This is a genomic window from Desulfobacula phenolica (genome assembly GCF_900105645.1).
GTDB lineage: Bacteria > Desulfobacterota > Desulfobacteria > Desulfobacterales > Desulfobacteraceae > Desulfobacula > Desulfobacula toluolica.
In genome coordinates this window covers 87,187-106,944 of the sequence record NZ_FNLL01000001.1, presented here as the reverse complement: position 1 = coordinate 106,944, position 19,758 = coordinate 87,187, and the positions used below count along the sequence as shown (strand labels likewise).

Below are 19,758 nucleotides of genomic sequence, written 5' to 3'. Positions count from 1 at the left end.
TTTACCATAAGGTTTTTAACACTTAAGGAGAAAAAAATGGCATTAACCGGTATACAGATATTCAAACTCCTACCCAAAACAAATTGTAAGGAGTGCGGAGTTCCTACATGCCTTGCCTTTGCAATGAATCTTGCATCTGGAAAGGCTGAACTTGATAGCTGTCCTTATGTTTCAGATGAAGCAAAAGAACAACTGGCTGAAGCATCAGCACCACCTATCCGGCCTGTAGCACTTGGTAAAGGTGTCCGCAAAACCACAACAGGTGGAGAAACAGTTCTTTACAGACATGAAAAAACATTTTTTAACCCAACAATTCTTGCAGCAACTGTATCTTCAGACATTGATGCGGCAGAACTTGATAAAACCCTTAAAATTTACAATGCTTTCCAGTATGAGCGTGTAGGCCTTAATCTAAGACCTGAGCTTCTGGTTGTAAAAGATGCGGGTAACGGTGCTGAAGCTTTTGCAACTGTTGCAGGTAAAATTGCCAAAGAATCGGAATTCAACCTGGTTCTGATGACTCAGGACATTGATGTTATGAAAGCCGGTGTTGAAACTGCCGGTTTTAAACGTCCTCTGCTTTATGCTGCAACTGCTGATAATGCTGACGAAATGGGCGCTCTGGCAAAAGACAATGATCTGCCCCTGGCAGTGAAAGCCGATTCAGTTGAGGCACTCCAGCCTTTGACGGAAAAACTGACAGGCATGGGACTTAAAGATCTGGTAATTGATCCGGGTTCAAGAGAGATCAAACAAGCTCTTGAAGATCAGGTTGCCATCCGGCGTGCTGCTCTTAAAGCTTCCAACAAAGCCTTGGGTTTCCCAACCATTACATTCCCCTGCGAAATGGCTTCCAACCTTGATATGGAAACACTGATTGCCGGCATGATGGTTGCAAAATACGGCGGTATTGTTGTGGTGTCTGATTTTACGTCAGAATCTTTGTTCCCCTTGTTGCTTGAACGACTCAATATCTATACTGATCCCCAGCGTCCCATGACCGTAACTGAAGGTATTTTTGAAATTGGGAACCCGGATGAAAATTCTCCGGTTCTTGTAACCACTAACTTTGCATTGACCTATTTTATCGTTTCAGGTGAAATTGAAGCCAGTAAAGTTCCTGCATGGTTATTGATCAAAGATTCTGAAGGTCTTTCTGTTCTGACTGCATGGGCTGCCGGTAAATTCGGCGGTGACGATGTGGGCATGTTTGTTAAGAAAAGCGGCATAATGGACAAGGTAAAACACACTGAACTCATTATTCCGGGTTATGCTGCAGCTATTGCAGGTGATATTGAAGAAGAACTACCCGGCTGGACCATTACAGTCGGACCAAGGGAAGCGGCACATCTGCCTGCATTCCTCAAATCAAAATAAGACTCACGAAAAGCCGGGGCAATTTCAATCAATGCCCCGGCTTTAAAAATAAAATATTCTTAAATTATAAAAGGAAGAGAACATGATACTATTTGGTGAAAGTCTGAATGTCATTTCCAGAGTTATTGGAAAAGAATTCAAAGAAGCAGATCCCGCCAAACGTAATCCAGTACCCATTCAGGAAGAAGTTTTAAGACAAAAAGAACTGGGAATGGATTATATTGATATCAACCTGGGGCCTGCAAAAAAATTCGGCACCGAATTAATGCCATGGGTTGTCAATGTTGTTCAGGAAGCTGTTCCGGGAATGCCCCTTCTTCTTGACTCATCAAACATTGATGCCATTGAAGCAGGACTTAAAGTTTGTAAACCTGCTGATCAGCCGCATATCATCAATTCTATTATGGCACGTCCTGAAAGATATGAAAAAATGGTTCCCCTGGCTGCTCAATACGATGCTGATTTTGTTGCACTGATGTGGGGTCCGGAAGGTCTTCCAAGAGATGAAAATGAAAGAGCCGCCCTTGCCGTTGAATTGATTTATTTTGCCAACGAAGCGGGCGTTGCAAATGAACGGATCTGGGTTGACGGTATTGTAACCCCAGTCAATATCCAGCAGCAGCAGTTGATGAGTCTGATGAATTTCCAGATGATGCTTGAAGAGATTGCACCGGGTGCTAAGTCTACCTGCGGTCTTTCCAATATCTCCAATGGACCTCCGGAACATCTTCGCGGCATTCTCAATCAGACCTACATGGTTATGCTTGAAAAATACGGTATGAAATCCGTCATTTCTGATCCCCTTGACAAACAATTGACTGCTATTGCCAAAGGCCAGCGTCAGGATATCGTTGACCTGATTTACGGCATGATGGATGGCAATGAACCTGATATTGCAGGCCTGGATAAAGAACTGCAGGATTATGCAAAAACCTATAAAGTCATTATGGGCGAAACACTCTATTCTGATTCATGGCTTGAAATTTAGTATTTCCTAAGCCCTAAAGCTTTTAAAAGCCCCTGATCCAGTATGAAGGACAGGGGCTTTTTTTCTTTGTATTGCCTATTTTATACCTTTATTTTGTATAAAATAGGCTTATATTTGAAAGACACAAACCTTTCAGGAGGAATTTAGAAAATTGACTGAACAGACAAAAGAAACCTGGTATTATATTGTTGTTCAAAATCCCGGGACTAAAGACGAACAATTTGTGGGTTATACTGATAAAGAAACAAACGCTGTTTTTATTCCTGCATTTGCAACAAAAGAAATTGCAATGCAATGCTTCCTTATCATGCCCAAGGATATAATCAACGAAAAATATGAGCCTCAGGCCATTATAAAAGAAGACCTTTTGAATGAGGCTCAAAAAAACGGATATGACGTTTTTTTACTGGACCATAAGGGAAGCATATTGGAAAAAATATCCTGACTGAATTCCTGATTGAATTCAGGATCAAATCAAGGAGAATTTACTTTTTAAAATTTCAGGAGACCTATTTTGAGCTTAAAACTTGCTATTGGCGGCAAAGGAGGAGTTGGTAAAACAACAATCACTTCTTTAATTGCACGATGCATTGCCGCATTAGATAAAGACACAAAAGTCATTGCCATTGATGCTGATCCCGTGGCTAATCTTGCTGCCGGTCTTGGTATTGATGAATCAAAACCAATCACCCCGGTTTCAGAACTATCCGATCTGATTGCAGAACGAACCGGGGCTCAGCCCGGCACCATGGGCGGATTTTTCACACTCAATCCAAAGGTGGATGATATTCCTGACCGGTTTTCCATAGAAAAAGACGGGGTTAAACTGCTGGTCATGGGAACGGTTCAACAAGGAGGATCAGGATGTATATGCCCTGAATCAACCATTTTAAAAGCCTTGATGAATCACCTTGTTTTAGCCAGAAATGAAGTTGTAATAATGGATATGGAAGCAGGTGTTGAACATTTGGGAAGAGCCACTTCAGGATCTGTGGATGCACTTATTGTGGTGGTTAACCCTGGCAAAAGAAGCCGGGTGGCAGCTGACAAAATAAGAAAACTTGGCCAGGATATCGGGATTAAAAATATTGTGGTATTGGGAAACCGGGTAAAATCAGAAGAAGACAGGCAATTGATCAAAGACAGTATGCCTGGCTACCAGATTTTGGGATTTATTCCTGAAATGGATGAAATTGTTACCTCTGACAGAAATGGAACACGGCCCTTTGATGACATTAACCAGATACCGGAAGAATTAAAAGATATCACAAAAAAATTGATCAAACTGTCTTCATAAGGACTGCGGATTTAATTAATTCCTAACCTGGACAAGATCGAATCAACGATTCTTTTTCTGATTTTTTTTGCCAAAACAACACTAAAATCAGAGATAAGAATCCAAGTACAGTCTAGTTTGCTTCAAATGCAGCAATAGTTGTATCCAGCATTCGATTTGAGTATCCCCATTCATTATCAAACCAGGCCTGGATTTTAACCAGCCTATTTTTGCTGACCCGGGTCTGGTGAAGATCAATGACAGAGGATCTCGGATCATGGTTAAAATCACATGACACCAGATGTTCATCCGTCACCCCAAGAATATTTTTCAAGTCGTTTTCAGATGCGCGGGTCAGTGCATTATTTACAGCCTGGATATTGGTATCCTTATTTACCAGAAGTGTTATATCCATTATGGACACATTGGTTGTGGGCACCCTGATGGCCAGTGTTTCAAATCTTCCTTCCATGGACGGCAATATTTTTGAAATTCCCTTTTCCAGGGCTGTATTCACAGGAATGATTGACTGCAGGGCTGATCTGGTCTTTCTCAAGTCTGGATTGTAAGCATCAATTACGGGTTGATCATGCATGGCAGAATGAATAGTGGTGATACTCCCGCTTTCAATTTTAAGTACCTGGTCAAGCACATGAAGGACAGGGATAATGCAATTGGTGGTGCAGGATGCGTTTGAGATGAGAGTATGCTCTTTTTTCAATATATGATGATTAACTCCATACACAATGGTAGCATCCATTTCATCTGCTGCCGGCTGTGAAAAAACAACTTTTTTTGCTCCTGAAAGAAGATGCAGCTCTGCTGCCTGCCTGTCATTATAAATTCCTGTGCAATCAAGTACGGCATCAATATTCAGGTCTTTCCAGGGAAGGTTGACAATATTTTTTTCCTGCAATATTTTTATGTGATCTTCATTGATCACCAGAGCTGATTTTTCATTTTTAACATTAAAAGGAAACCTGCCATGTGTGGAATCATATTTGGTCAAATGATAGATGGTATTTGCATCGGCCATCTCATTGACAGCCACAAGATTAATTTTGTCATAAAACTTTTCAGATTCATACAAAGCCCTGGTAATACAACGCCCGATTCTGCCATACCCGTTGATTGCAATATTAATTTTCATATTTAAATCATATTATCCATTGTTATTTTCTTATCCCGAAATCTTTGACGCATCTATACCATAAACCTTCCTGCAATTTAATGGTAAACTACCTGAAGAACGATTTATTTTTGAAAACATCATTGTAGTTTATTTTATCACCCTACACATCCCAGACTGGGATCTTGAACAGCAATGCCTCTGCGCTGACGTTTTTTCTTTTTAACCTGACACAGCAAGGTCTTATAAACAGGAAATCCTGAAATCGGATCAAATTGTTCAAGGTCTGTTAAAATATTGACATTTGCTTTTTTCCATTCATCCGTCCCCTGAGGGCCTCCGCCGCCAACCGGAGCATAGACAAATCCTTCCATGATATCTTCGGTGAGATAGGCCCGCATCATAACCGATCCCCTGGCTGTTTTAATCACTACCGGATCTTTGGTTTTAATATTTCGTGCCGCAGCATCCTCAGGGTTCATCTGGACCATGGGATAAGGATATTTTTCCATAAAATCAGGTATGGCTCTCAGGCAGGACTTCATATCCGGTTTAAAAGGGCCGGTGCCGAGAATCAGGGGATAACGTTTGAGCATCCTCGGATTGCTGACAGGAGTTTCTATGGACTCTTCATATTTGGGCAAACCATTATATCCAAATTGTTCAAGAATGGTGGACTTGATTTCAAACTTCCCGGAGGGTGTTTCAAATCCTGGTTTTCCATCTTTTCTGAGCAATCCTTTTTCCCATTTTCGATAAACCATGGGTTGAGTTTTACCCCTGACTGTATTTTTCGGGGCCTGTTCCAGATCCTCCATGGTATGACCGGTCCCTTTAACTATCTGTTCAATAAGCGTCTTGCTGTCCTGGGGATAAAGATGCCCGTATTCCAGACGATTTGCCAGTTCAGCCAGGATATCATAACAAGACCTGCTCTGGCCAACAGGCTCAATGATTTTTTTTCTTAGCCTCAGCGCATTACCATAATAACAATAGGATTCCTGCTCAAACGCAGTTGTGGCGGGAAGAACAATATCAGCCCAGGCAGCATCCCTTGTGAGCTGCAGATCAATGGAAACCATGAAATCCAGTTCATCAAACGCATTCTGCCATAACTGCGGGTCTGGCCATGATGTCAAAATGGAAGCCCCCAGAACAAACAAAGATCGTATTTTATAAGGTTCTGATTCAAGGATGGCTTTGGGCAGAAGGTTTGCATGGGGTTCTCCGCCGCAAAAATAAGAATACACTGGAAAATGGCCCTTTCCAATGGATTTTTCATATCCAGGGGTTTGAATCTGACAGCTTTTATCCATAGGAATCAAATTTTCCCGCCTGGCAAAACACCGGCCGCCCTCCACATCAAATTGCCCTGCCAAGGCCCAGAGTACCATGACAGCCCGAAGATTCTGGACACCGCTTTTGGTATATTCCAGTCCGGTATACATGACATAGCTGGCCCCTTCAGAATCTGCTATTTCCTCAGCCAGCTGTTCGATCCGATCAGTTTCAATGCCTGTCAATTGAGCCACATATTCAGGAGTAAATTCCTTTACATACTCTGCAAATTCATCATATCCCAATGTCCAGTCTTCAACAAAAACATCATCTACCCAGTCGTCCCTGATCAGTATATGGGATAACCCCAGTGCAAGAGCGCCATCAGATCCAGGCCTTATGGGCAGCCACTCACTGCCGGGCAGCCTGGCTGCATTTGTTCGCCTGGGATCAATTACGATAATACGGGCACCTTCATTGGCTGCCGTGATAAGCCGTCCAAACATTTCAGGAGGCGTGGAGGTGGAAGGATCTGTTCCCCAGACAAGAATCAGATCTGAATTATCCACATCTGAAAACATGTCTGTATGAAGACATCCCATGGTCAATTGAGGAGCCAGAACACCAAGAGACGTATAGCAGGGGGCACCGACTCCAAAAGTATTGGGTGATCCAAAAGGAAATAAAATACTGCTGGCCAGATAGATCTTGGACCCTTTCAACTGGTATATATCTTTAAAAGAGCGCTCATACGAACCGGTTCCGGCATAAAATCCAACGGTTTCAGGGCCGTATTTGTGTTTCAGGCTATTGAGATTTTCAACAATAATATCATAGGCCTCATCCCAGCTGATCGGCTCAAACTTCAAAGTCCCCTTTGGCCCTACCCGTTTCAATGGCTGTTGAATTCTTTTTTCAGAGTAGACAACCTGTTTTGCACTGTCGGCAATAGGACACAATACACTGCCCAACGGAGCATCCGGATCAGGTGTCAATCTGTCAATTTTATCATCTTCATCAAAATGAACAATCACTCCGCAACCAGGGCTGTGAAAACACAGTCCGCAGATGCCTTCCTGCTTTCTTCCCAAAACAAACTCTCCTTTATATTAAAGTCTTCAAAAATCTCAACAATGACTTTCATGCTTTGCTGTTGGCAAATATGGATGAAATAACGGGTCTGCCGTGGCAGTTCTTTTTAATCTCTTTTACCAATGACAAACTGGGATGTGATATGTTCCCATAAATTTTGAGTTTTCCTGATTTTCCAAAGCACATCCCCTTTTTCCTGAATGATAAAACCAGGATCAAACACATTGTTTTCTACTTTTATCAATTGGCAAATATTATCCATGCCACGGCCTTTGCCAGGGCCTTTGTTGCGGCCGCTTATCCAAAGATCCGGACTTGAAACACTTTCATCCCACGAAAAAGGATCGGAGAATAAAAAGTTTGCCTGCTCTTTTTGTAAAATTCTGTTCACCTCTTTTAAATGCTGAATCGGATCAGGCAGCTTTTCCAAAATATTGACAGAGGCAGCTGTGGCAAAAAGATCGGAACGAAAGGGAAGAGCCAGAGCATCGGCCACAATAAATTCTGTGGCGTTATAATCGTATTCCGGATCCAGTTCACATTCACGCTCTTCTGTGATATGCCCTTCCACAATGAGATCAAACTCAAGATTTTTATCAGATAAAAGCTGACGGGCTTTTTTGATAAAAGATAACGAAGTATCCACTCCAATCACATAGGTGTGTGTTTTGCTCAACTCAAAGGACAAGCGCCCCACAGAACATCCAATATCCAATGCCCAGCCATCTGTTTGCTTGAAATAAGACGCCCATTTTCGGTAGGCATCCGTGGCATCAGGACCGTTAAAAAACTCAGAATAATGACTCCACAGATAGGCTGACATCATGCTTTGGGAATTGTATGTTGTATGCCCCTTGGTATGAGGCAGTGTCTTTTGGGGAACAATAACGGCAACGCCCTCCTGAATCAAATATCTGCTTCCACAGCCCGGACAATTTAATGTTCCTTCAAGTATATCATCATTGTGTTCTTCTTGTATCTCAAGCGTCAATGCTGTTTTTGAGTCAAGACATTCAGGACATATCAAATGTTCCTGCAACCATTTTTTCATGCATATACCTTTGTTTATATTTAAAATGTTAAAATCGCCAATGAAATAAATTGAGCCAAGATAGCTCTGAATTTTGGTTCATCAGTGTATTGTTTTTTCTTTTTCATATTCTTTTCACCTTTTCCACCAGCACCTCATGCCAGTAACCAAGGCTAAAAATTCTGATTTTGTTTGACCGATATCAAACCCTTAACGTAAATTTATGCTTTTCAAATGTCAACCCGGAAGGAATCAAAACATCTCATCTTTTTTAATTTAGCAATTTTTTCTCATTTTTCGATTAAACCTGTTAATCTTGCAATTTCCTTGACGGATTACAATACGATACTGTATGGATTTGTGTGATTGAAAATCAAAGATTTTATTTTTTTTAAGTTTAACCCCGTCCAATGAGGGATTGCGTTCTTTTTAAATCAATAATAAAGAATTTTATTATTCTTATGCCTGACAACACATTCACAAAAGCAAGAAAAGAGATAAAAGATTGGCTTAAACGATGCCTTGTAGGCCCTTTTTATGAATCAAACGAACAATTAAACCAGATACGCCCTTCCTCCCTGTATTCCTGCGGTATATTGTACGGGCACATGGAAGACCCGTCCAATGAATGGTTCTCACCTGATGATTCAGTTGGTAGTTCAGTTGATGATTTAAATGACCAGGCAGATGAAAAGCCGGTGTTTGGCGTGGAAGAAAGCCCTATCGAACAAAACAAAGCCAAAAAGGCTTCCTCTGTTTGTCGTTATCGACCGCCCTCAGCCGTAGGACTCAGCTTTTTTGTAAACAAAAACATTGTCATAGAAGTGCTTCTCAAGGCTGCCAGATACACAAAAGAACCCGGGCAAACCTGGGAACGCTGTGCCTTGCCGGACGACAACCCAAATCACGAAGATTGCATCATACTCAAAGTGCCTGAAAACGATCAGCAGTTGAATGATGAAACCCCCATCCCCATACTGCACCATCAAGAACTTGAACAGGACAATCAAGCATCTGCTCAACTTCATGTGAAATGGCGGCCTTATCCCGACAATAATCATCAGGATGGGTATATTTTAACGGTTTCCATTGTAAACTGTGCTGTTGCAAAAAAAATCAATCCTGAAGCCTGGGAAAAAACCCATCTGTTCCAATTGTCTTTTGACTGCCATATTCAGGCAGGAACGGTTCTTCCCTATCCCGGCAATGAAATTGATACAATGGCTCAAGAAGACAAAGAATTTGAATTGCTTTACGCAGACAAAACCGTTTATGCCATCGGGCATGGCGTTTCTCCGGACTGGTCCGAAAACAATGGCTGCATAACCTCAATCAAAGCCTGTTTTATTCCTTCTTATGAAGTCCCGTTGATGAAAACGGATGTGGGTGTAATTGACAATACAGTGCTTCAATTGTCCTGCCTTGCCAAAACCGAACACCAGCCAAAAACAATTCAAAAAAACTTGACCGGGTTTACAAAAGCTTATGAAACCTGGATAGCAGGGCTATACAAAGAGTCCAAGGCCCTGCCTTTAGAACAGCAAAATACAGCCTTCACAATGTTAAAGCGGCTTGAAAAAACAGCACAGAGAATGAACCAAGGAACAAACTGCCTGAATGATCCCATGGTGGCAAAAGCGTTTTCTTTTGCCCATGAAGCCATGCTTTCGTATATGCAGACGCGCAAGGTAAAAAAACCATTGTGGCGCCCTTTTCAGCTTGGTTTTCTGTTGCTAACCCTTCCCTCGTTAATTGACGAAAACAATCCGGACCGGGATCTGGTTGATCTGTTATGGTTCCAGACCGGAGGCGGCAAGACAGAAGCCTATCTTGCCATCATCGCATTTCTTGTCACCTACCGGCGCATGCGCTTTCCCCAAGCCGGGGCAGGAACCACTGTGATCATGAGATATACATTAAGGCTTCTTACCATACAGCAATTCCAGCGGGCATCCATACTCATGTGCGCACTTGAACTCTTGCGCAGGAAAAACCCTCAACTGCTGGGGTCAGAACCCATAACAGCCGGGTTATGGGTGGGTGGAGCAAGTTCACCCAACAACTTTAAAGATGCCGAAAAAATACTGGATGATGCATTACAGGGCAATGGCACAGGCCTTGAAAAATTTGTCGTCACACAATGTCCCTGGTGCGGAAAAAAACTCTCCTTAAACCCGGATATATCAAAATCGGGTTTCTGTGCAAATAAAGGACAATTTTACTTTTGCTGCACCAACAGCGGCTGTGATTTTGGCGGCAGCACCAACCCGGTTCTTCCGATCAATGTGGTGGATGAACACCTGTATCAGCATCCGCCCACGCTTTTGCTTGCCACAATTGACAAATTTGCCATGTTTGCATGGAATAAGGATACCACCATCTTTCTGGGTAATGCGTCCCGGGGAACCGGTCCATTTCGGCCACCGGATTTAATCATTCAAGATGAACTGCACCTGATCGCAGGAGAGCTTGGAACCATTGCAGGTGTGTACGAAGCCGGATTTGATACGGTTTTAAGACTCAAAGACCACTGTCCCAAATATATTGCATCCACGGCAACCATTCGCAATGCAAAAGAACAGGTTAAAAAGCTTTATGCCCGTGATGTGAACATTTTTCCGTCTCCTGGACTCAATTGGAAAGATTCTTTTTTTGCCAGGGTAGACAAAGAAAAACCAGGACGCTTATACCTGGGCTATTATTCTCCGGGACTCAAACGAACCGAATCTTTTGCGCCATTGGGTGCTGCTCTTTTGCTGTCGCCTTCCCTTTGGAACTACTCGGATGAAAGCATTCAGGATGCATGGTGGACCCTGGTAGCCTATCACGGCAGTTTAAGGGGACTTGGAATCACCCATAATTTAATCGGGGATGATGTCAGAAAATACCTGGAATTGTATATCCGAAGGTTATTGGATGACGAACAGGGTCAAACAGATCCCTTATCCAGAGGATTTCATGAGTTTTGCAGAAAATTTAAAGTATCCAAAAATGATGACGACCGGGAAAGAAAAATCATTAATGCATTTTTAAACACAAGAAGGCTATATACGGAAAGCGGCATTGCCGAATTGACCAGCAATAGAAATGCCAATGAAATCAGAAAATATCTGGATGATCTGGAGATTCCTTATTCAGAAGAAAACAACCAGGCTATTTGCGTTCTGTTATGCACCAATATGGTGTCTGTGGGCCTGGATATCTCCCGGCTGGGGTTGATGGTCATCAATGGCCAGCCTTTTACAACAGGCGAGTATATACAGGCCGGCAGCCGGGTTGGACGAAACAATGTCCCCGGGATCGTGGTGACCCACTATTTTCGCAATCATGCACGGGACATGTCCCATTTTGAAAATTTCAAAGCCTATCATCAATCTTTTTACAGATTTGTTGAACCGACCAGTTTAACCCCGTTTTCATCACCTGCCCGGAAAAGAGCTTTGCATGCAGCCTTGGTTATTGTGATGCGCCATGGAGCAGGTCTTATGGGCAACAATATGGCGAATCAAATCAATCTTAAAGATGACAAGATCAGGCATGCAGCTTTTTGCCTTACACGGCGCTGCAGCATGGCATCACCTCAAAAGGGTAAAACAACAAAAGAGCATATTGAAAATTTATTGTATGAGTGGAATGACATGAGCGGTGGAGACGGCCTTTTTAAGGCACCGCTCCAGTATCAAAGCCATTCAAAAGATAAAAAACCGTTATTAAAACGGCACAATGAGAAAAAAATGGGGCAAACAGATGATGACAGCTGGGTGACACTGCAATCCATGCGGCAGGTGGATGATGAATGCGGGATTTATTTTATGGTGCCTCGCTGATATTTTTTTCAGCAGATTCTGACGGTTCTGCACCTTACCGTGTCCACTTTAGTTTCCCAATTGTTTGACTTGATATGGCTTTGCTTTATTGCCTTACCAAGGAAAAACAACCATTTTCTGCAAATTTTCATCATTACATTTTTGCAAATAATTTTATAAATTAATTTTCAAGATTCTTGCTTGTGATTAATTTTATCTGTTCGTAGATATCAGTTGGACTTATCTTGTTTGTTTCACCAATTTTTTTGATGGTCATATCAGCTTTTGATACTATATTTGATTCTTTCAATGACCTTGTTATAATTTTGATATTAAGATTGTATTGACTGCAAAAGTCCGCTAAAGTCAAATTTCCGGTTCCTGGAGGTGGGTTTTCAGGCAGAGTAGTAGTTTTTCCTGAAAATAATGACTCTTTGTTTGATTCTCGGGAGATAATCAAATAGATTTGTTGTGGTGAAATGTTATTTTCTTTGGCAATTTCTTTCAGGGTTTGGGTATCTTGACTGATTTTATAACCTGCTTCTTCCAAAAATTTGATTCCGGCTTTCAAATCAATATTCATTTTTTTTGAAAAAGTTTTAATTGATGACAGTTCTGCATGTCCATATGGAGGTTCTCCATATTCCTTTGCCGCTGATTCTTTAAAACCATCACTTATATTTATGATTGTTGAAAAAGGAGGGATTTCAACATATGTTCCAACTACCAATATTAGAGTTAAAATCAAAGCTGCATTGAATTCTTTTGTAAAAATTGTTATCTGTTTAGCTTGATTTTTAAGATATAGAACAATTGGTTTCCAGTTATAATAAATATGCAATATAATTGACAAAAGCAAAAGAAAACCAGCATTTATATGAATTGCTCCCCATTGATCTTTTGAGAGAGTCCAAAGTCTCCAGTCAGCCCAATAGGCAACACGACCTTGAGGAACGATATACAAAATAACGCTTGTCAGAAGCATAACAAAAAATGATAAAAAAGCTGTAAGTGATATAATTCTTCTCATACTCATTAAAAATTACCTCATTCTATGAATATTATTCATGTAAGATGCAACTCAAAAAGTCCATAAAAAATTTTTACCATCCAAAATCAGCTTTGTATATAGGTAAAAACCCCTAGTTTTAAAATTTATTACAACTATTTAAGACCTCAAACAGCACCTTAATCAATTTTAAAGGATGATTGACCCAAGCACATGAGAATCAAACCTTTATGCTGTTGATTTTTGAAAGTTCCTTGACGGATTATAATATGATACTGTATGGATTTGTGTGATTAAAATAAACATTTTATTTCTCAAATTAACCGACCTTAAACAAGAAATCCTGTTCTTTTTAAACAAGCAGGCAATAAACAAGCAGGCAATAAAATGGATAAGAACACCATCACAGTGGGACAGACCAAAACCATAGGGATGTGTTCGGTGGGGGCTATTTGCAGGGCCGGCAGCGAATGCTTTGTGCCTTGCGACATAAGCTTTTGGAAAGACAAGGCTGGAAAACCTCTGGGAAAGCCCATCTCCATTGTGCGGGAACATTTAAAAATATGGCTCAAACACAAAGGCTTTCAAGATGTTGAGCTGTTAACCCCCCCTACACTGACCCATGTTAAAAACAAACTGCTGGGAAACAAAATTCCTGTAGTGCGGTTTCCGTCATGGATGGTGTGCCAGAAATGCGGCCGTCTTCATTACCTGCCCTGGATGGGAAAAAAAAGCAACTCTGTGGAAGAGCTCAAGTGTGATACAACCCGTGCAAAAAAAATCTGTAACGGAAAACTTGAATTTGTAACCTGGGTTTTAGTATCGGGTGACGGCTGGCTTGATGATCTGCCATGGGCGAACATGGCCCATTATGACGAAGCTGCAAATAAAAATTGCAGGTCAAAGGATCAACTGACTTTAACAAGAGATCCCCATGGCCGCCTTACCCTCAAATGTGATGCCTGCCAGTCGCAACCCCTTAATTTAAGCGGCCTGAGAAACAAAGACTTTTTTACCAACCGTGTTCAGACCATGCGCAGCCAGCCATGGCTGCTGGAAAGAAAAAATCTGGAAAACGACCCGCCCGTTGCCATGCCCTTAACAGATGCCCGTATCCATTTTGCAGATATTGCTTCGGCATTGGATATTCCGCCGGAATCCCGAATCAATGAACACGATATCCGGGCAAAAATCAGACAGCATGATGATTATCAGATTATCAAAGATCTGAAAAACAATAACTCAAGGACCGTTAAACGCACACTCAAAAAAATTGCCAGGCATTTTCAAACCAGCAAAGATGAAGTAAAAAAAGCCCTGGCTGATCTCAATGAAGGATGGCCAAACTATGGAATCCAGGCAGATACAGTTAAAAGTGAAAATGAGATGCTTGAAGCGGAATATAAGGCCATCTGCACTGAATACAAAAATATTCAACAACACGAGCGGTTTATCACCGAACATCAGACAGCTCAATGGAAAGATTACCTGGAGTCTGAGGATATCCCCGAAAAAACCATTAAAACCGGCAAAGCCATAGAAAAATTAATCATTATTAACAGGTTAAGGGAAATCCAGGTGTTTTGCGGATTTACCCGGCAGGTGGGCACAAGAGGGAATCTGATCGGCCCTGCCCTGGGAAAAAAGACAGACTGGCTTCCAGCATGTGAACTTTACGGAGAAGGCATTTTCTTTTCTTTGGATGAAAAAAAAGTGAGCCAGTGGGAATCAGATCCATTGTGCCGCGACCGTGCAAAAACAATACAAAAACGACTGAAAACCTCCGGCTTTGTTAGAAATCAGGTTAAAGCCACTCCCAGGTTTATTCTTTTGCATACCATTGCTCATCAAATCATAAGAAAACTGGAATTTACATCAGGTTATCCAGTATCATCCATAAAAGAAAAAATCTTTTGCAGTGAAACCATCAATGGTATTTTAATCTATGTTGCCGTTCCCAATAAAATGGGTTCATTAGGGGGATTGTCCGAACATGGAAAACCTGACAGCTTTTTTAAACTCTGGATCAAGGCCATGGCAAAAGCAGACCACTGCACCTATGACCCCATATGTGCCGAACATGAGGGACAGGGTCCCGACCAGTTAAACAGGGCCGCCTGCCACGGTTGCTCTTTGTTGCCGGAAGTCAGCTGTATTTACAACAACTGTCTTTTAGACCGGCAATTTATTATTGGCAATGGTGTCAATCACATGAAAGGATTTATCAGTTTCATACAAAATCAACCATAAGCAATCATATAAAAAAAATTGATTCAATGAAAAACAACTTCAGGCTTCCCACATACGAAGAATTGAGCAAAGAGCAGGACCGGGTATTGAGAAAAACTCAATTAAAAGACAGATCCCTTGTCTATGGGGCACCCGGAACGGGTAAAACCGTCATATTTCTTATTCTGGCGGACAAATTAAAACGAAACAAAAAAGAGTGTTTATGTCTTTTGTACAATAAAATTCTGGAAAAAATGTCTTTGAGCCTGGCCAATGATATTTCCATAAAAACCTGGCACAGCTGGTTCTGGCATTTTTTCAAACTTCAGTTTAAAATGCTGCCGCCTGAGATTAAAAGCTTTGAATATGACTGGGATATGATCATGGAAATCTTGGATCGAATAGACCTTAAAACCGATCATAATACCTTTATTTTAATTGACGAGGGACAGGATATGCCTCCCGGCTTTTATGAATTCATGGATGAAACCTTTCAAAAAGTAATTGTATCGGCAGATGAAAACCAGCAGATTGTTGAGATGAATTCATCCATCAAACAAATCAGAGAACGGCTTGATGTTGAAAAAGATCAATGTTTTTTACTGACTAAAAATTATCGAAACACCCGTCAAATAGCTGAGTTGGCAGAACACTTTTATTGCGCTACAACAGCCGATCCACCGAAGTTGCCGGAGAAAAACGGCGAGATCCCATTATTGCTTGAATATAATAACTTAAATGCCATGATCAGCCATATCGCCCGTCGGCACAAAACCTATCCCGGTCATTTGATCGGAATTATAACGCCGAACAACAAGGTCAGGCAGTATTATTTCAGGCAACTGGAAATACTGGGCATTCATTGTCTGTACACATATGCAAACCATCTGGGGAGTAAAAACAAGCCCATTGAATTTGACCATGGAGGTATTGTTGTTATCAATTCAAAAAGTGCCAAAGGCCTGGAGTTTGATGATGTCTTTATCGTTGATTTACATAATTTTCCCCTTGCAGCTCCAGGAGATGAACGATTTAGAAAAGAGATGTATGTTTTGATTTCAAGGGCGAGAAAAGGACTTTTTTTTCTGATGGATGCCAATACAAATGACTATAAAAGAAAAAAAATCATGAATGAATTCCCGGATGACAAAAAAGTTTTAAAGACATGGCAGCAAAAGGAGTGTTAATTTATGGCAAAACCAAAACCTGATTCAAAACTATTTTTAATGGCCACGAACACGGAAAATTTAAAAAGCATCATTACCACCGGCGTCATCCGTCCAAGGGAAGGATATAAAAAATATTACAAAGATTTTTCTTCTTTTTGTCCGGGTTTTATCCCTTTATTCGTAGATTCCATTCCTGCCGAGCTTCTTTACCTGTGTCAAGAAGAAGATGATATTGACGTTGTCATCCTTTCCCTTGAATTGTCTTGGGAAAAATCAAGTCTGCTGATGCAAGAGCAATTCGATAAAAACTACACGGCAGACATTGTTTTTTTTCAAGGTGTGATTCCGGTAACAGCTATCAAAAACATTTGTTTTAAATCCAAACAGGCAAAAACCAGGTTCCTTGATTTCAGATATGCCAATTTTCATCCCAATGATTTCAGTTGTAAAATTAACGCAAAAATTTTTAATCAAACAGGCAGTGACAAGGATATTTTTGATAAAAACCCAAGCCTTGATGTTTTCAAATCCAGGCAGATTGATGCCCCAAAAAACATTCCCCAAGCCCAGGATTTTTTGCAGGCAGATGCCCGCGGCGGAGTTCTTTCCATGCTGCTGCAAACACTGCCGCCAATGCCAGAGTCTCAAAGACTGATAGATGCAGCTGTTATTGAAGTGCCGCCGGAATCTTTTGACCTGACGCTATTGCCCGAACAGATCAAATACCTTTATCACTGGATCTGGAAAAAACCGGCAATAACCGACGATGTTGACGGGATACTCTTGTGGCATCTGCTCAATCTTTTGTCTTCCTGTGACCCGTACGACGGGATTACCACCTCTGTTTTTTTAGATCAGCTGCAACAAGAGTTTAAAAAAAGCAAGGACTTGCGAAAGAGCCCCAAAAGCTCCTATGAAGATCTCATCAAAAAACTGGAAAAAAGATTTTGTGAAATATCAACCATTGTTGAAGGCATTGATGATCCTGCATTTTTTTTCCAAAATCATGATATTGCCTCCAATATAATGAAAGGACTGTTGCTTTTTTTATTGTATCCCAAAGACTTATACGGCTTTCGCAAAAACAAAGAAATGATCAAAGAATGGGAGATAACACCGCAAATCACTTTGTTTGCCAATATTTTATATGCTGCCTGGCAGGGGTGGAAAAAAATGGATGAAGAGATTCGTCATCAGGACAAACAACTGGGTTATTCTGTTTGTAATTTTATGGCGGACTGGCACAATCAATTTTATGCAGAACATGCCTATGTTTTTTCTGCTGCTGACTTTTCTTTTAAACTGACTGGAAATTGCAGTTCCTGGGAAAAGGCAATGCTGCTGAAAACACCCTGGAACACCAATCACAAACTGGGAAAATGTGCCGTACAATTGGCAAAAACAAGAGACTGGCCTTCGCTTCAATGGCAAATAAATGTACCGCAAGAAAAACTTTTTGATTTACACTATTCAAAAGACGGCACATTAAAAATCAAGCTGACCGGAAACGTAATTTTCAAAGAATCCATTGATAAAGATCATTTCAAAGCAAGTTTAAAAGAGACACAATTGACTGATGATGAAAAAAAGGACTTTCAGACTATGTTTAATTCATAAGGAACACAAATTCAATAACATGGACAATCAAAGAACAAAAAATTGTTTCCGGCCGTAGGCTCTATATGGTCTTCAAGTCCTTCATGGTAAATTATGATTGATTTAATTCTTATTCCTAAGCTTTTTAACAAAAAAAGAAATTGAATTCCCATGAGAATGTTACCTTGTCAACCCTATGACACAAACAGCACAGCTGAGATCAGGGTATTTGAAAAATTTTCTCAAGCTCCTTGCCTGGACCCTGAATCCGTTTGTTTTCATTCCTTAAACTTGCCCCACCATATCAAACAGCGGTTCGGCGAAGCTGATTTTGTACTTTTAAGCGCACATGGCCTTTTTGTTTTTGAAGTAAAAGGCGGATCAGTATCAAGGGATATGGAGGGACTATGGCATTTTACAGACAAAAAAGGGAAAGACCATGTAAAAAGACGAAGTCCTTTTGAACAGGCCCAAGAAGCCCTGCACTCCATTAAAAATGATCTGAAAAAGCAGTTTGGTCAAGACTTGATCGACCGCATGTGCATAGGATACGGAGTTATTTTCCCTGATTGCAATTTAGAAGTTGATACCCTTGAATGGGATAAAACAACCCTGTTGAATGCAAAAAATTTTGATTTTTTTGATGCCTGGCTGAATGCTTTTGTTCACTACTGGAAGTCCAAAGACATGCGCAAAACCGCTGCAATGCTTTGTGATCAGGATATTGATCAAATAAAAACCTATCTTCGTCCTGCATTTGAAACACTTCCGGCTCTTTGCGCTCAGTTAGACACTATCCATGACCGGATGTGCAAACTGACCAAAGATCAATTTTGTTTACTGGATGTTGCACAGGCAAACAAAAAAATTGTCTGCGCCGGTGGGGCTGGGACCGGAAAAACCTTTATGGCAGCGGAACTTTGCCGAAGGTTTGCTCAATCCTGTAAAAACGTCCTGTTTGTGTGCAAATCTTTGTGGCTTGAACGATATCTTCATGCCCGGCTTAGACAACAGAATGTAACTATTTCAACCATTGATCAACTGGAACTCAAAGCCAAACAAAGCTGCATTCAATATTTTGATGTGCTGATCGTGGATGAGGGCCAGGATCTTTTTAATTTTAAAGATCTTGCAAAAATAGAATCTTTTTTAAAAGGGGGTTTTATAAACGGTCGCTGGGCTGTTTTTCATGATACAAACCATCAATCCGGCGTTTTTGGCTGCTACGAAAAAGCCGCTCTGGACTACCTGTTGAGTATGAACCCTGTCTGCATTCCACTCAAAAAAAATTGCAGGAACACAACACCGATTTTAAAAAAAATCCAGAGCCTCACTCAATATGATACGGGTACGGATGGAACAGGGTTTGGGCCGGATGTTGTTATCCATCGTTGCGATACCCGACCTGAGATCTTACTTGCCAAAGAGTTGAATCGCCTGGTTACTATGGAAGGTATACCTCTTGGAGACATAACCATTTTATCCCCTTTTTCGTTTAAGGATTCTTGTGCAGCCCGGCTGAATCGTTCATCCCGCAGTAAAATCCAAGTGCTGGATGAAAATTTAATTCAAAATTTTTATTCAAACAGTAAAATTTCCTATGCCCGTATACAAGACTTCAAGGGACTTGAAAACAGATGCATCATCCTGATTGATCTTGATCATCATTATCAGGACAAAAAACAATTACCGCTTTTATATGTCGGGATGAGCAGAGCGACAGCAAGCCTTTCCCTGATTTTATCAGATCGGGATCACGAATAAAAAAGTATTTGGATA

General features: G+C 41.0%; 13 protein-coding genes. 9 read left to right on the top strand and 4 right to left on the bottom strand.

Going from position 1 to position 19,758, the window contains the following annotated elements; translation table 11 throughout:
* Positions 1-36: 36 nt before the first annotated feature.
* The 4 genes from acsC (at position 37) to BLT94_RS00415 (ending at position 3,662) form a co-directional block, all read left to right on the top strand.
* Entirely contained in the window at positions 37-1,377 is a 1,341-nt protein-coding gene (gene acsC / locus BLT94_RS00430) for an acetyl-CoA decarbonylase/synthase complex subunit gamma (RefSeq protein ID WP_092229392.1), read from the top strand.
* Between the two features lie 82 nt (positions 1,378-1,459).
* Positions 1,460-2,365: a dihydropteroate synthase gene (locus BLT94_RS00425; protein ID WP_014956689.1), complete on the top strand. Its 906-nt coding sequence runs from the start codon at positions 1,460-1,462 to the stop codon at positions 2,363-2,365.
* 151 nt (positions 2,366-2,516) lie between these two features.
* The gene (locus tag BLT94_RS00420) at positions 2,517-2,810 is read left to right on the top strand and encodes a hypothetical protein (protein ID WP_014956688.1); all 294 of its coding nucleotides are present in this window, start codon (positions 2,517-2,519) and stop codon (positions 2,808-2,810) included.
* Positions 2,811-2,879: 69 nt separating this feature from the next.
* Positions 2,880-3,662, top strand: a complete 783-nt coding sequence (locus tag BLT94_RS00415; protein WP_014956687.1) for an ATP-binding protein — start codon at positions 2,880-2,882, stop codon at positions 3,660-3,662.
* Positions 3,663-3,774: 112 nt separating this feature from the next.
* On the opposite strand, the gene BLT94_RS00410 is transcribed toward BLT94_RS00415, so the two are convergent.
* From BLT94_RS00410 to BLT94_RS00400, 3 genes are all read right to left on the bottom strand, one after another.
* Complete coding sequence (locus BLT94_RS00410) at positions 3,775-4,791, bottom strand: type I glyceraldehyde-3-phosphate dehydrogenase (RefSeq protein ID WP_092229390.1); 1,017 nt, start codon at positions 4,789-4,791, stop codon at positions 3,775-3,777.
* Between the two features lie 137 nt (positions 4,792-4,928).
* On the bottom strand, positions 4,929-7,139 hold the full coding sequence (locus tag BLT94_RS00405) for a molybdopterin-containing oxidoreductase family protein (RefSeq protein ID WP_092229388.1): 2,211 nt from the start codon (positions 7,137-7,139) through the stop codon (positions 4,929-4,931).
* A gap of 107 nt (positions 7,140-7,246) precedes the next feature.
* Entirely contained in the window at positions 7,247-8,191 is a 945-nt protein-coding gene (locus tag BLT94_RS00400; protein ID WP_092229386.1) for a class I SAM-dependent methyltransferase, read from the bottom strand.
* Positions 8,192-8,631: 440 nt separating this feature from the next.
* Between BLT94_RS00400 and BLT94_RS00395 the strand changes: the two genes are divergently transcribed.
* Entirely contained in the window at positions 8,632-11,997 is a 3,366-nt protein-coding gene (locus tag BLT94_RS00395) for a helicase-related protein (RefSeq protein ID WP_175530219.1), read from the top strand.
* Between the two features lie 160 nt (positions 11,998-12,157).
* Here the strand turns inward: BLT94_RS00395 and BLT94_RS00390 are convergent, their stop codons facing one another.
* On the bottom strand, positions 12,158-13,012 hold the full coding sequence (locus BLT94_RS00390) for a DUF4405 domain-containing protein (RefSeq protein ID WP_092229382.1): 855 nt from the start codon (positions 13,010-13,012) through the stop codon (positions 12,158-12,160).
* Between the two features lie 360 nt (positions 13,013-13,372).
* Between BLT94_RS00390 and drmB the strand changes: the two genes are divergently transcribed.
* The 4 genes from drmB to BLT94_RS00370 all read left to right on the top strand — a co-directional run bounded on the left by drmB (position 13,373) and on the right by BLT94_RS00370 (position 19,743).
* On the top strand, positions 13,373-15,235 hold the full coding sequence (gene drmB, locus BLT94_RS00385; RefSeq protein WP_092229380.1) for a DrmB family protein: 1,863 nt from the start codon (positions 13,373-13,375) through the stop codon (positions 15,233-15,235).
* A gap of 26 nt (positions 15,236-15,261) precedes the next feature.
* Positions 15,262-16,401: an AAA family ATPase gene (locus BLT94_RS00380; RefSeq protein WP_014956680.1), complete on the top strand. Its 1,140-nt coding sequence runs from the start codon at positions 15,262-15,264 to the stop codon at positions 16,399-16,401.
* A gap of 3 nt (positions 16,402-16,404) precedes the next feature.
* Complete coding sequence (locus tag BLT94_RS00375) at positions 16,405-18,000, top strand: hypothetical protein (protein WP_092229378.1); 1,596 nt, start codon at positions 16,405-16,407, stop codon at positions 17,998-18,000.
* A 150-nt stretch (positions 18,001-18,150) separates the two neighbouring features.
* Positions 18,151-19,743 carry an NERD domain-containing protein gene (locus tag BLT94_RS00370; protein WP_092229376.1) on the top strand — a complete coding sequence of 531 codons (1,593 nt, stop codon included), beginning with the start codon at positions 18,151-18,153 and terminating at the stop codon, positions 19,741-19,743.
* Positions 19,744-19,758 lie beyond the last annotated feature (15 nt).

Bases quoted from the DNA above. Each gene is read 5' to 3' on its own strand.
- drmB (WP_092229380.1), top strand. From the start codon at position 13,373: ATGGATAAGAACACCATCACAGTGGGACAGACCAAAACCATAGGGATG.
- BLT94_RS00410 (WP_092229390.1), bottom strand. From the start codon at position 4,791: ATGAAAATTAATATTGCAATCAACGGGTATGGCAGAATCGGGCGTTGT.
- BLT94_RS00390 (WP_092229382.1), bottom strand. From the start codon at position 13,012: ATGAGTATGAGAAGAATTATATCACTTACAGCTTTTTTATCATTTTTT.
- BLT94_RS00370 (WP_092229376.1), top strand. From the start codon at position 18,151: ATGAGAATGTTACCTTGTCAACCCTATGACACAAACAGCACAGCTGAG.
- BLT94_RS00395 (WP_175530219.1), top strand. From the start codon at position 8,632: ATGCCTGACAACACATTCACAAAAGCAAGAAAAGAGATAAAAGATTGG.
- BLT94_RS00425 (WP_014956689.1), top strand. From the start codon at position 1,460: ATGATACTATTTGGTGAAAGTCTGAATGTCATTTCCAGAGTTATTGGA.
- BLT94_RS00400 (WP_092229386.1), bottom strand. From the start codon at position 8,191: ATGAAAAAATGGTTGCAGGAACATTTGATATGTCCTGAATGTCTTGAC.
- BLT94_RS00380 (WP_014956680.1), top strand. From the start codon at position 15,262: ATGAAAAACAACTTCAGGCTTCCCACATACGAAGAATTGAGCAAAGAG.
- BLT94_RS00375 (WP_092229378.1), top strand. From the start codon at position 16,405: ATGGCAAAACCAAAACCTGATTCAAAACTATTTTTAATGGCCACGAAC.
- acsC (WP_092229392.1), top strand. From the start codon at position 37: ATGGCATTAACCGGTATACAGATATTCAAACTCCTACCCAAAACAAAT.